The organism is Allobosea sp. (assembly GCF_030695125.1).
In the GTDB taxonomy this organism is placed as follows: domain Bacteria; phylum Pseudomonadota; class Alphaproteobacteria; order Rhizobiales; family Beijerinckiaceae; genus Allobosea.
The window spans coordinates 92762-105554 of record NZ_JAUYTP010000036.1; the positions used below are offsets into that span (position 1 = coordinate 92762).

General features: G+C 70.1%; 12 protein-coding genes. 3 read left to right on the forward strand and 9 right to left on the reverse strand.

Translation table 11 applies throughout. The annotated features are described in order from the left end of the window. Positions 1-82: 82 nt before the first annotated feature. Positions 83-1501, reverse strand: a complete 1419-nt coding sequence (gene gltX, locus Q8S38_RS15025) for a glutamate--tRNA ligase (protein ID WP_305681234.1) — start codon at positions 1499-1501, stop codon at positions 83-85. Positions 1502-1696: 195 nt separating this feature from the next. Here gltX and Q8S38_RS15030 point away from each other — a divergent pair, with 195 nt between their 5' ends. Beyond that, on the forward strand, positions 1697-3964 hold the full coding sequence (locus Q8S38_RS15030) for a ComEC/Rec2 family competence protein (protein WP_305681235.1): 2268 nt from the start codon (positions 1697-1699) through the stop codon (positions 3962-3964). On the opposite strand, the gene lexA is transcribed toward Q8S38_RS15030, so the two are convergent. From lexA to Q8S38_RS15070, 8 genes are all read right to left on the reverse strand, one after another. Continuing rightward, entirely contained in the window at positions 3958-4680 is a 723-nt protein-coding gene (gene lexA, locus Q8S38_RS15035; protein ID WP_305681236.1) for a transcriptional repressor LexA, read from the reverse strand. The two genes, Q8S38_RS15030 and lexA, sit on opposite strands and share 7 nt — an antisense overlap. Positions 4681-4807: 127 nt before the next feature. Further along, positions 4808-6019: a molybdopterin molybdotransferase MoeA gene (locus Q8S38_RS15040; RefSeq protein WP_305681237.1), complete on the reverse strand. Its 1212-nt coding sequence runs from the start codon at positions 6017-6019 to the stop codon at positions 4808-4810. Further along, positions 6019-6516 (reverse strand): cyclic pyranopterin monophosphate synthase MoaC, encoded by a 498-nt coding sequence (gene moaC, locus Q8S38_RS15045; protein WP_305681238.1) that lies wholly within the window; start codon positions 6514-6516, stop codon positions 6019-6021. The genes Q8S38_RS15040 and moaC overlap by 1 nt, the downstream gene beginning before the upstream one ends. Then, positions 6513-7325, reverse strand: coding sequence for an indole-3-glycerol phosphate synthase TrpC (trpC, locus tag Q8S38_RS15050; protein ID WP_305681239.1), 813 nt, complete (start codon positions 7323-7325; stop codon positions 6513-6515). The genes moaC and trpC overlap by 4 nt, the downstream gene beginning before the upstream one ends. A 7-nt stretch (positions 7326-7332) precedes the next feature. Beyond that, a complete protein-coding gene (gene trpD / locus Q8S38_RS15055; RefSeq protein ID WP_305681240.1) occupies positions 7333-8346 on the reverse strand; it encodes an anthranilate phosphoribosyltransferase in 1014 nt (337 codons plus the stop codon). Positions 8347-8400: 54 nt separating this feature from the next. Next, complete coding sequence (locus Q8S38_RS15060; protein WP_305681241.1) at positions 8401-9018, reverse strand: anthranilate synthase component II; 618 nt, start codon at positions 9016-9018, stop codon at positions 8401-8403. Between the two features lie 245 nt (positions 9019-9263). Beyond that, the gene (locus tag Q8S38_RS15065; protein ID WP_371125888.1) at positions 9264-10775 is read right to left on the reverse strand and encodes a helicase HerA domain-containing protein; all 1512 of its coding nucleotides are present in this window, start codon (positions 10773-10775) and stop codon (positions 9264-9266) included. A 135-nt stretch (positions 10776-10910) separates the two neighbouring features. After that, positions 10911-11195, reverse strand: coding sequence for a YARHG domain-containing protein (locus tag Q8S38_RS15070; protein ID WP_305681242.1), 285 nt, complete (start codon positions 11193-11195; stop codon positions 10911-10913). A gap of 134 nt (positions 11196-11329) precedes the next feature. Between Q8S38_RS15070 and Q8S38_RS15075 the strand changes: the two genes are divergently transcribed. Further along, on the forward strand, positions 11330-12040 hold the full coding sequence (locus Q8S38_RS15075) for a hypothetical protein (RefSeq protein WP_305681243.1): 711 nt from the start codon (positions 11330-11332) through the stop codon (positions 12038-12040). 43 nt (positions 12041-12083) lie between these two features. Beyond that, on the forward strand, positions 12084-12743 hold the full coding sequence (locus Q8S38_RS15080) for an aspartate/glutamate racemase family protein (RefSeq protein WP_305681244.1): 660 nt from the start codon (positions 12084-12086) through the stop codon (positions 12741-12743). Positions 12744-12793: the final 50 nt, after the last annotated feature.

The window sequence follows — 12793 nt, forward strand, 5'->3', positions numbered from 1 at the left end:
CCGGGGTGGCACATGACGCGTCACTAGACCATTTGCACAGCCTGTTCAACCGAGCCAAAAGACGGTCGGTGCTGCGTTCTGTTCACCTCTGGTCGGAGAGCCGAGCAAGCGTCTCCTCGCGGCCGAGAACCGCCATCACGTCGAACAACCCCGGCGACATGGCCCGCCCGGTCAGGGCGGCGCGCAGGGGCTGCGCCGCTTGCCCGAGCTTCAGACCGTTCTCTTCGGCAAAGGCCCGAACCGCCGCCTCGAGAGCCTCGACGGACCAGTCGTTCACGGCCGAAAGCTTGTCCGCCAGACCCGGCAGGCGCTGCTTGCCGGCTTCGTCGAGCAGGGCAGCCGCCTTGGCGTCGAGCTGCAGCGGGCGCGCCGCGTAAAGGTAATAGGCGCTGTCGAGCAGCTCGACGAGCGTCTTGGCCCGCTCCTTCAGGCCGGGCATCGCCGCCAGGAACCGCGCCTCGAGCTCGGGCGACAGCGTGGCCGGCACGCCTCGCGCGGGACCGATCTCGGGTAGGATCACCTTCAGCGCCGCGAGCAGGTCGGAATCATCAGACTGGCGCATATAGAGCCCGTTGAGGCTCTCGAGCTTGGCATAGTCGAAGCGCGAGGGCGAACGGCCGATCGAGGCGAGGTCGAACAGCGCGATCATCTCGTCGGTCGAGAAGATCTCTTGGTCGCCATGGCTCCAGCCGAGCCGCAGCAGATAATTGCGCAGCGCCACCGGCAGATAGCCCATGGCCCGGTAGGCCTCGACGCCGAGTGCGCCATGGCGCTTCGACAGCTTGGCCCCGTCGGGTCCATGGATCAGCGGAATGTGCGACATGCTCGGCACGGTCCAGCCCATCGCCTGGTAGATCTGGGTCTGGCGCGCGGCATTGGTCAGATGGTCGTCGCCGCGGATGACATGGGTGACGCCCATGTCGTGGTCGTCGACCACCACGGCCAGCATATAGGTCGGGTTGCCGTCGGAGCGCAGCAGCACGAGATCGTCGAGATTCTCGTTTTGCCAGACGACGCGGCCCTGGACCTGGTCCTCGACGACGGTCTCGCCGGTCTGCTGGGCGCGCAGGCGGATGACCGGCTTGACGCCCTCGGGAGCCGTCGCCGGGTCGCGATCGCGCCAGCGGCCGTCATACTTCATCGGCTTGCCCGCGGCCTTGGCCTGCTCGCGCATCTCGTCGAGCTCGGCGGGCGTCGCATAGCAGCGATAGGCATGGCCGCTTTCGAGCATCTGATGGGCGACCTCGCGGTGCCGCTCGGCGCGGGCGAACTGGTAGACCGTCTCGCCGTCCCAATCGAGGCCGAGCCAGGCGAGCCCGTCCAGGATCGCGGCGATGGCGGGCTCGGTCGAGCGCTCGCGGTCGGTGTCTTCGATGCGCAGCAGCATCTTGCCACCGTGACGGCGGGCATAGAGCCAGTTGAACAGCGCCGTGCGGGCGCCGCCGATATGCAGGAAGCCGGTGGGCGAGGGCGCAAAGCGCGTGACGACGGCATCGCTCATGAAAGGCTGAGACTCCGGCTGGGCGATTGATGACGGCCCAGATTGAGGCGGGAAGGAAGGTGCTGCGTGCCCAGAATCCGGCTCGCACCGAAGCTGACATGACATCCGGCGCCGCCCCTGTAACATGGCCTTGCCGCCGGCGTTAAGCGCAAGATGCGCAGCGCAGGTCATGCCGACACGGGACGGGAGCGGCCGATGCAGCCGGCGCCGCCAGGGCAGGGGAGGTCGCCGGAGCCGCGCGGCGCGCCGGCTGCCGCCCTGCCATGGCGGTGGCCGGCCCGGCTGGGGGGAACGGCGGGCATCGGCCTGACGCTGTCCACCGGGCGCGAGCGCCTTCTCCAGGCCCTGGCGCGCGAGGCCGAGCGCCGCCGGCTGTTCCTCTGGCTGCCGGTGCTGATGGGGGCCGGCATCCTTCTGTATTTCGCGGCCGACCATGAACCCTCGCTCTGGGCGCCGGTGGCGGGGTTCGTGCTGGCGGTCGGGACTGCCTTCGCCCTGCGCCAGCGGCAGCGAGCGGCCCTGCTTGGCATCGGGCTCGCCGCGATCTTCGCCGGCTTCACGGCGGCTGCCTGGCGCACCGCCACGGTCGCAGCGCCGATGCTCGACCGCCCTCGCATCGGCCAGCTCACCGGCTTCGTCGAATCGGTCGAGGCGCGCGATGCCGGGGCGCGTCTCGTCATCCTGGTGACAGGCCTCGCCGGGCTGGAGCCCGAGCGCTGGCCGAAGCGCGTGCGCGTCAACATCCGCAGCGGCACCGTTTCGCCGGGCGATCACATCGCGGCGGTGGCGCGTCTGTTGCCGCCGCCGGGGCCGGCGCGGCCCGGCGGCTATGATTTCGGCCGCGACGCCTTCTTCCGCGGTCTCGGCGCGGTCGGCAGCATTCCCGGCAAGATCGCGCTGACGGCGCCGCCGCGGCCTGCGCCGGCGGAACTGGCGCTGGCGGCGACCATCGACAGCGCCCGCAACGCCCTGACCCGCCGGATCGCCGAGATCGGCGGCGGCCAGGCCGGCGCGATGGCGGCCGCGCTCGTCACCGGCAAGCGCGGCCTGATCACCGAGACGACCAATGCCGATCTGCGCGCCGCCGGCATCTACCACATCGTCTCGATCTCGGGTCTCCACATGGTGCTGGCGGCCGGCACGATCTTCTGGCTGGTGCGGGCGCTGCTGGCGCTGTCGCAGACGTTGGCCCTGCGTTTCCAGGTCAAGAAGATCGCCGCGCTCGCCGCCATGCTGGGAGCGATCGCCTATTGCGTCTTCTCGGGCGCCGAGGTCGCGACGGTCCGCTCCCTGATCATGACACTGGTCATGCTGGGCGCGATCCTGGTCGACCGTCCGGCGCTGAGCATGCGCAATCTCGCGCTCGCCGCGATCATCGTGCTCCTGCGCGAGCCTGAGGCGCTCCTCGGCCCGAGCTTCCAGATGTCCTTCGGCGCGGTGGCCGCGCTGATCGCCTTCGCCGAGCGCTGGGAGGAGCGCAGCCGGGCGAAGCCGCCCTCGGCGCTGCCCTGGCCGCTGCGCCCGCTCTGGATCGCGGCGAGCGGGATCATCGTCACCACGCTTCTCGCCACCGCCGCGACCGCGCCCTTCGGCGCCTATCATTTCCAGACCTTCAACCCCTTCGGCCTGCTCGGCAACGCGCTGGCGCTGCCCTTCGTCTCGCTCTTCGTCATGCCGGCAGCGGTGTTCGGGGTTCTGGCCTATCCGTTCGGGCTCGATGCCCCGGCCTGGTGGCTGATGGGGCTGGCCTCGGAGGTTGTGCTCAAACTCGCGCATTGGGTCGCAGGAATCGACCATTCGACGCTCGTCATCGCGGCCTTCGGATCCGCCGCGCTGGCCTGGTTTGCTGCCTGCCTGCTCTGGGCGACGCTGTGGACGACGCGGCTGCGCCTTCTCGCCGTCGTGCCGCTGGCGCTGGGCGTCGCGGTCGCGGCCAAGCCGGAACGTCCGGAGATCCTGATCGAGCGCGACGGCTCGGGCATCGCCGTGCGCGGCAAGGACGGGCTCCTGGTGGTGGCGGGCAAGCCGAGCCGCTTCGTCCTGCAGCAATGGCTGAACGCCGATGGCGACGCCCGAAAACCCGACGATGCCGCGCTGCGCCAGGGCGCGGCCTGCGATGCGCGTGGCTGCGTCCTCAGAACGACGGACGGCCGCAGCGTCTCCTATGCGCAGGACCGGCTCGCGATCATCGAGGATTGCCGGCGTGCCGATGTCGTCGTGACGCCGATCCCCTGGACCGCCGCCTGCCGGGCGACCCTGATCGACCGCACGGCGCTGGGGCGCGATGGCGCCACCGCGCTGGTGCGCAGGCTCGGGGGCTGGCGCAGCCTTGCCTCGGAGCAGGCCGGGAGCGACCGGCCCTGGACCCGCCGGAGCGAAGCGTTGTCAGCGGCCCCAACGCGGCCGGCGGCTGTCGCATCACCGCCGCCCGAGGATGGGACCGATCCCGAGCGGCTTCAGTAGCGCCGCATCAGATTGACCAGGCGACCCTGGATCTTGACCCGGTCGGGGCCGAGCACGCGCGTCTCATAGGCGGGGTTGGCCGCCTCCAGTGCGATCGAGGAGCCGCGCTTGCGCAGGCGCTTCAGCGTCGCCTCCTCGTCGTCGATCAGGGCGACGATGATGTCGCCGGTGTTGGCGCTGTCCTGGCGCCGGATCACCACCGTATCGCCGTCGAGAATGCCGGCATCGACCATCGAATCGCCGCGCACTTCGAGCGCGAAATGCTCGCCAGCGCCCAGCATGTCGGCCGGCAGCGCGACGCTGTGGCTACGGCTCTGGATCGCCGAGATCGGCGTTCCCGCCGCAATGCGGCCCATCACCGGGATCGAAATGCTGCCACGCGTGTCGTCAGGCGCGCTTTCCACCGCTCTCGGCCTGGCCGCGGCTGCGTCCTTGCCAAGTCCGCCCTGAACGATCGACGGGTTGAAGCGGCGCGCCGCAGACTGCCCGCCCGCGCCGACGCCGTCAGGCAGCTTGATCACCTCCAGGGCACGGGCGCGGTTGGGCAGGCGGCGGATGAAGCCGCGCTCCTCCAGCGCCATGATCAGCCGGTGGATGCCCGATTTTGACTTCAGATCGAGCGCATCCTTCATCTCGTCGAAGGAAGGGGGGACGCCGCTTTCGCGCAGGCGCTCCTGGATGAAACGAAGCAGTTCGAACTGTTTGCGTGTCAGCATGGTCCCCGCCGGCGCTGTGGAATCTGCCGTAGCCAGCAGATTCGAAACAAATCACGAACACCATACCTGTTCGTGTTGTGTTCTGCAAGCCGACGGCGATGTCGCCGCGGCCTGCATGCGGCGGATTCTAGCGCAACCTTATGAACCGGCACGGATCGCCCTTGCGGGCCGCGGGCGCGAAGACGGGGCGGATCGCGAGCGCCTGCGCGCGCGCCAGCAGGCCGAGCATCGAGGAATCCTGCCGCTCGAACGGCGTTGCCTGCCAGCCTTCTTCGGTCAGGACGAGGTCCGAGCGCAGATAGTCCTCGCGCTCGTCATTATCAGGCATGTCGCGCCCTAGAAATCCAGGTTCGCTGCGGTCGCGCTGCGGCGAGGGGATGCCGAGCAGGGCTTCGATCAGCGGCACGACGAAGAGATGGCCGCAGACGATCGAGGACACCGGGTTGCCCGGCAGCCCGACGGCGACCATCGCGCCCAGCCGCCCCGTCATCATCGGCTTGCCCGGCCGCATCGCGATCTTCCAGAAGCCGAGCGCCATCCCGGCCCGTGTCAGCGCCTCCTGGACGAGGTCGTGCGCGCCGACAGACGCCCCTCCGAGCGTCACCAGCACATCGGCGCCTGCGGCCTGCGCCCGCGCGATCCGCGCGGCGAGATCGGGATGGTTGTCGCGCGCGATGCCTAGATCGAGCGCGGTCGCGCCAGCCTGCTCCACGAGCGCCGCGAGCGAGAAGCTGTTGGAGGCGACGATCTGGTCGGGCCCGACAGTCTCGCCCGGCGAAACCAGTTCGTCGCCCGTGGCAAGGATCGCCACCAGCGGCTTGCGCCGCACCGGCAGCACCGGATGCCCCGCGGCCGCGGCAAGCCCGAGCGCGGCGCTGTCGAGCGTCCGCCCGGCGGGCAGCAGCACGTCGCCCATGCTGAAGTCGAGCCCGGCCTTGCGGATGAATTTGCCCTTCGCCACGCCTTCGCGCACGCGGATTTCAGCCTGGCCGACGCCGTCGGCATTCTCCTGGATCAGGATCGTGTCGGCACCATCGGGGATCGGCGCGCCGGTGAAGATCCGCACTGCCTCGCCGACAGACAGCGCGCCGCCGAAGGAACGCCCCGCCGCCGATTCGCCGATGACCCGCAGCGCCGTGCCGGGCGCCAGGTCGTCGGCCCGCACGGCGTAGCCGTCCATTGCCGAATTGGCGAAGGGCGGTTGCGTCCGCAGCGCCGCGACATCGCGAGCCAGCACGCGCCAGGCGCATTGCGCCAATGGCAGCATCTCGATGGGGGTGGGACCCGGCACGCTGTCGAGCAGCGCCTCGAGCGCGACCGGAACCGGGGTGAGCGCCATCAGACGGGCCCGTCTGTTAGTGTGTCAGCCTCGAACGTGCCGGATTTCCCGCCCGATTTATGGACGAGCCGGATGCCCTCGATCCGCATGCCGCGATCGGCCGCCTTGACCATGTCGTAGACGGTCAGGCAGGCGACGCTGACGGCGGTGAGCGCCTCCATCTCGACGCCGGTCTGGCCCTTAACCTTGACTTCGGCGCGCACCCGGATGCCCGGCAGCGCCTCGTCGATCTCCAGATCGACCGCGATCTTGGTGATCAGCAGCGGGTGGCAGAGCGGGATCAGCTCATGGCTGCGTTTGGCGGCCATGATGCCGGCAAGCCGCGCCGTGCCGAGCACATCGCCCTTCCTGGCATCGCCGGCGCGCACGATCGCCAGCGTCTGCGGCTGCATCACCACGCAGCCCTCGGCGATAGCCATGCGCGAGGTCTCGGCCTTGTCGCCGACATCGACCATATGCGCCTGCCCCTGCGCGTCGAGATGGCTGAGCGCGCTCATGCCGCGACGCCTTCGCCGGACCCGTCGAGCAGATCGCGCGTCGCCTGCGCCACATCGTCCTGGCGCATCAGGCTTTCCCCGACCAGGAAGGTCTCGACGCCGCAGCGCTTCAGCCGCAGCGTGTCGGCATGGCTGAAGATGCCGCTTTCGCCGACGATGATCCGGTCGGCGGGGATGCGCGGCGCCAGCCTCTCCGTCACGGCGAGATCGACATGAAAGCTGCGCAGGTCGCGGTTGTTGATGCCGAGCATCCGGCTCCCCAGCGCCAGCCCGCGCTCCAGTTCGGCCTCGTTGTGGACCTCGACCAGGACGTCCATGCCCAGCTCCTGCGCCGTGGCGTTCAGGCTCGCGGCCGTGGCGTCGTCGACGCCGGCCATGATGATCAGGATGCAGTCGGCGCCCCAGGCCCGGGCTTCGAAGACCTGATAGGGCTCGTAGAGGAAATCCTTGCGCAGCACGGGCAGGCCCGAGGCCTCGCGTGCCTGCATCAGATAGGCCGGCTCGCCCTGGAAGGAGGGGCCGTCGGTGAGGACCGAGAGGCAGGCGGCGCCGCCCTGCGCATAGGACCGGGCCAGGGCCGGCGGATCGAAATCGGCGCGGATCAACCCCTTGGAGGGACTGGCCTTCTTGATCTCCGCGATCAGCGCCGGCTGGCCCTGCGCATGCTTGGCCGCGAGCGCTGCCGCGAAGCCACGCACCGGAACGGCGGCGGCGGCGCGACGCTCGATCTCGGCTTGCGGAACGGCGGCCTTGGCGGCCGCGATCTCCTGGCGCTTATAGGCCTCGATCTTCGCGAGAATGTCGCTCATGGACGCCTCACGCATTCGAGCTGGCGACAAGGGCGGCCAGCGTCGCCCTGGCCTTGCCCGAATCGAGCGCGGCATTCGCTTGGGCGAAGCCATCGCGCAGATCGCCCGCGCGCCCGGCGACGACGAGGGCGGCGGCCGCGTTGAAGGCGGCGATGTCGCGGAAGGCGGTCTTCTCCCCGTCGAGCACCGCGCGCAGCGCCTCGGCATTCTGCGCCGGCTCGCCGCCGCGCAGATCCTCGGGCTTCGCCCGGGCAAGGCCGACATCCTCGGGCGAGATCGTGAAGCTCTCGATCGTGCCGTTGTCGAGCGAAACGACGCGCGTCGGCCCGGTGGTGGTGATCTCGTCAAGCCCGTCGGAGCCATGCACGGCCCAGACGCGCGTCGAGCCGAGGCTCGCCAGCACCTTCACCATCGGCTCCAGCCAGGTCTCGGAGAAGGCGCCGATGAGCTGCTTCTTGACGCCGGCCGGGTTGGAGAGCGGGCCGAGGAGGTTGAAGATGGTGCGCGTGCCGAGTTCGACGCGCACCGGCGCGACATGGCGCATCGAGGCATGGTGCGTCGGCGCGAACATGAAGCCGACGCCGGCCTGCGCGATGCAGCGCTCGGTCGCGGCCGGGTCGAGGCCGACCTTGACGCCGAGCGCCATCAGCACGTCGGCCGTGCCGGTCTTGGAGGAGGCGGCGCGGTTGCCATGCTTGGCGACCGGCACGCCGCAGGCCGCCGTGATGATCGAGGCCAGCGTCGAGACATTGTAGGAGCCCGAGGAATCCCCGCCGGTGCCGACGATGTCGATGGCGTCGGCCGGCGCCTTCACCGTCAGCATTTTGCCGCGCATCGCGCCGACCGCGCCGCTGATCTCCTCAGTGGTCTCGCCGCGCACGCGCAGCGCCATCAGGAAGGCGGCCGCCTGCGCATTGGTGACGCCGCCGGACAGGATGGTGTCGAAGGCGTCGCGGGCTTCGTCGCGCGAGAGCGAGGCACCGGTCGCGACCTTGGCAATGAAGGGCTTGAAATCGTCCATGGGAACTCTGCGGAAAAACGGGCGATCGGGAAGGCGGCTCTGACAGGCCGGCGCTCAGTCGGCCTCGGCCAGGGCGGCGGTGGCGGGCTCGCGCTGCCATCGCTCCGCCAGGTCGAGGAAGTTCCGCAGGATCGTCGCGCCATGCTCCGACGCGATGCTCTCGGGATGAAACTGCACGCCATGGACCGGCAGGCTGCGATGCGACAGCGCCATGATCAGCCCGTCGGCTGTCTCCGCCTCGATCGTCAGCTCGGCCGGGCAGGTCTCGCGGGCGACGACCAGCGAGTGGTAGCGCGTCGCCTGCAGCGGCCCATTGATGCCGCGGAACAGGCCCCGCGCCTTGTGCTCGATCGGGGAAACCTTGCCGTGCATCGGCACGGGCGCCCGCACCACATCGCCGCCGAAGACCTGGCCGATCGTCTGCAGGCCAAGACAGACGCCGAAGATCGGCTTCCTGTCCGCGCCCTCGCGCACGAGATCGAGGCAGATGCCGGCCTCGTTGGGGGTGCAGGGGCCGGGCGAGAGCACGATCGCGTCATGGTCGCCGCCCAGCGCATCCTCGACGCTGAGCGCATCGTTGCGGCGGACATCGACCTGCGCGCCCAGCCCGCCGATCAGATGGACCAGGTTCCAGGTGAAGCTGTCGTAATTGTCGATCAGCAGGATGCGCATCGGCGTGAGACCATGGATTTTGGGCCCCGGTCATGCACGGTCGAAGGCCGGGAGGTCAAGTTTGCGGGGCGCAGCGAATGCAGAACAGGTCTGCGGCATTCTTCTCCCTCCCCCCGCTTGCGGTGGGGAGGGCCGGGGTGGGGGGCAGTGCCGCTCGGCGAGGCGAGCAAGGACAGAGCTTTGGTTTTGCGGCCCCCCATCCCTAACCCTTCCCCACCGCAAGCGGGGGGAAGGGGATGAAGGCCTCAGCCTCTTGCGCCCCGCGGCACGCCAGCGGTGCGCACCGTGCCCTGGCCCGGCGCGGTCTCGATGCCCAGCGTCGGCAAAGCGAGCGTGCGCTGCCCGCGGAAGTCGACATGGCAGACGAGCAGCCCGCGCTCCTCGATATAGGCGATCAATCGTCGCGCCCGGCTCGGCGAATGGCTGCCATAGACCCGCGCGAGTTCGGCGTCGCTGGGGCATGGCGCGCCTTCGAGCGCGGCGCGCGCGATGAACAGGAAGAGCCCGTGCAGATCGTCGGGCAAGGTCAGCGAGGCCTCGACCGCCGCCTGCCAGGCGTCCGAGCCGACGATCTCGTCGCTCGCGCCGGCCTTGGCCACGGCGAGCCGGCGGCGGAATTCGTCCAGGCTCAATTGGGTGCGGCCGAGCCGTCGCATCCGGCAGCGCACGGTGAAATCCTGGTAGAGCACGGCGACCTGGCGCGAGCGCGCCTCGGGGTCGGCCATCAGCTCGCGCAGGATCTCGGCCATGATCGCCTCGCGCTCAGCGGGCTCCATCGGGATTTCGGGCTCGGGCTCCGGGGCCGGAGTCGGGCGGTAGGCTTCGATCTGCCGCATCGTCTCATGCACCGCGGGGCGGGGGCGCGGCGCCGGGCGCGGGATCCGGGCGAGCGGGATCACCTCGTCGGCACCGGCGGTGAAGATCAGCTTGCCGGCCTCCTCGGGCGCCTGCTCGGGCAGCGGCATCAGCCCCGGCGCGCCGCCGCGGTCGACCGAGGTGACGGAGCCGATCCGCAGCGGCAGCGGCCGCTTCGACAGGGCAGGGCCGAGCGCCACGAACTGCCCGCGTTCGAGATCGCGGAACATCTCGGCCTGCTTGCGGTCCATGCCGAGCAGATCGGCGGCGCGCGCCATGTCGATGTCGAGGAAGGTGCGCCCCATCAGGAAGTTGGAAGCCTCCGCCGCGACGTTCTTGGCGAGCTTGGCCAGGCGCTGCGTCGCGATGACGCCGGCCAGCCCGCGCTTGCGGCCGCGGCACATCAGATTGGTCATCGCGCCGAGTGAAAGCCGGCGCGCCTCGTCGGAGGCTTCGCCCGCCATCACCGGGGCGAAGAGCTGAGCCTCGTCGACGACGATCAGCATCGGGAACCAGAGCGAGCGGTCGACGTCGAACAGCCCGCCGAGGAAGGCTGCGACCGCGCGCAGCTGCTCGTCGGCTTCGAGATTTTCGAGATTGAGCACGACCGAGACGCGGTGCTGGCGCACCCGCAGCGCAACGCGCTGCAGCTCCGCCTCGCCGCATTGCGCATCGACGACGACATGACCGAACTGGTCGGCCAGCGAGACGAAGTCGCCCTCCGGGTCGATCACCGCCTGCTGCACCAGCGGCGCGCTCTGTTCGAGCAGGCGGCGCAGCAGATGCGACTTGCCCGAGCCGGAATTGCCTTGGACCAGAAGCCGCGTCGCCAGCAATTCGGCGAGGTCGAGAAGGGCGGGTTGGCCGCCCTGTGCCAGCCCCATGTCGATAGCCGTGGTCACGCGGTCCAACCTGCTCCATGCCTGAACGCTGCCGGCCCGAGACGGGCGCAGGGTTCGCAGCCGGCGCTTCTAGCACGCGTCGCGGCCGCCGCGCGCGCCGGCAGCCCGGCGTCCACAGCAAAGCAGGGCGGCGTTTCAGCGCGGGCAGCGCCGCGCCCGCTCCTCGCGCTGGATGTCGGCGATGGTGCGGCGCTGCGCGGCCGAGAGCGGCACCTCTTCGGCATTGTCATACTGGCAGCCGGCATTGCCGAAGGCGTCGATGCCCCGCCGCGTCCGGAAGCAGTACCCTTGAGCCTTGTAGATCTCGTTGCGCGCATACCAGAGATCGTCGCAGCTCTCGGCAAGGGCCGGGGCGGGTGTCGCGGCGATGCCGATGAACGTTCCCAGCGCCGCCAAGCCCCCCATCAGCGCGTACCGCATGATCCGTCCCTTGCCGTTTCCGATCCGATGCGGCGCAATCTGCGCGAGCCGGGGCTGCCCCGCAAGCCGCCGTCGCGCCGCCGCCGCGGGGCACACGGCGTCGCGCGACGGTCGTCGGGCGGCGATAGCGTCGCATGCGGGAGGACGAGGCGATGCGTGCCTATGGCTATTGCGAACGGATCGGCGACCATCTCTGGGACGAGCCCTGGAACGCCGTCACCAACGGGGCCTTCCTGCTCGCCGCCTTCGCTGCATACCGCCTCTGGCGGCGGGCCGGCGGACACGATCGTCCGGCGCTCATTCTGATCCTGCTCGTCGGCGCGATCGGGATCGGCTCCTTCCTGTTCCACACCAGGCCGCAGCCTTGGACGCTGGCCGCAGACGTGATCCCGATCCAGCTCTTCGCCTTCTCCTATTTCGCCCTGGCGCTGGTCCGCTTCGTCGGTCTCGGGCCGGCCGCGACCGCGCTCGGAACCGCGGCCTTCTTTGTTTTCGCCCTCTCCCTGGGCTGGGGCGCAGCCTCGTTCCTTCCGCCGGGGCTGCGCGGCTCCGCCGGCTATGCGGCCTTCCTGCTCGGGCTGTGGGGTATGGCCGGTGTGCTGTGGCGCCGCGAGGGCAGCCGGGAGACGGCCCGGATCGTCGCACTGGCGGGTCTGGTCTTCGCCCTCTCCCTGACCTTCCGGACGCTCGACGGCCCGCTTTGCGAAAGCTTCCCGCTCGGAACGCACTGGCTCTGGCACCTCCTGAACGCGACCGTACTCCATCTTCTGCTCAGGGCCGCGATTTTGCAGGGGCCGGTCCAGCCTGACGCTGGTAGTCGGCGCGGATCGCCGACGATACGGTGACGGACCCGCCAGCCGCCGCCCACCCCGAAACGGACCAGTCCCCATGACCCGCCGCGCCCGCATCCTCGTGATCAACCCCAACTCGAACGAGGCCGTGACGGAGGGGCTCCGCCAGGCGGTGCTGCCGCTCTCTTATGCCGAAGGGCCCGAGATCGTCTGCGAGACGCTGACCGAGGGGCCCTTCGGCGTCGAGACGCAGGAGCATGTCGATGGCGTCGCGATTCCCCTGCGCCGCAAGATCGAGGCGGCCAACGATGTCGATGCGTTCGTCATCGCCTGCTATTCCGATCCCGGCCTGCATGTCGCCCGCGAGGGCACGACGAGCCCGGTCTTCGGCATCGCCGAGAGCGGCGTCCTGACCGCGCTCGCCCGGGCCGACCGCTTCGGCGTGATCGCGATCAAGTCGCGCTCGATCCCGCGCCATATCCGCTATCTCCGCCAGATGGGGCTGATGGACCGCCTCGCCGGCGAGCGCCCGCTGGAGATGTCGGTCGCCGAGACCGCCTCGGGCGACCGCACGCTGGAGCGCATGATCGCGATTGGTCGCGAATTGAAGGAGATCGACGGCGCCGGCGCCATCGTCATGGGCTGCGCCGGAATGGCCCGCCACCGTCGCCCGCTGGAGCAGGAACTCGGCATCCCCGTCATCGACCCGACCCAGGCGGCGGTGACGATGGCGCTTGGGACGCTGGCGGTGCGGTAGAGCGCGCTCTGCCGCCCACCACCTCATCCCGGCTTGCCCCGGGATCCATC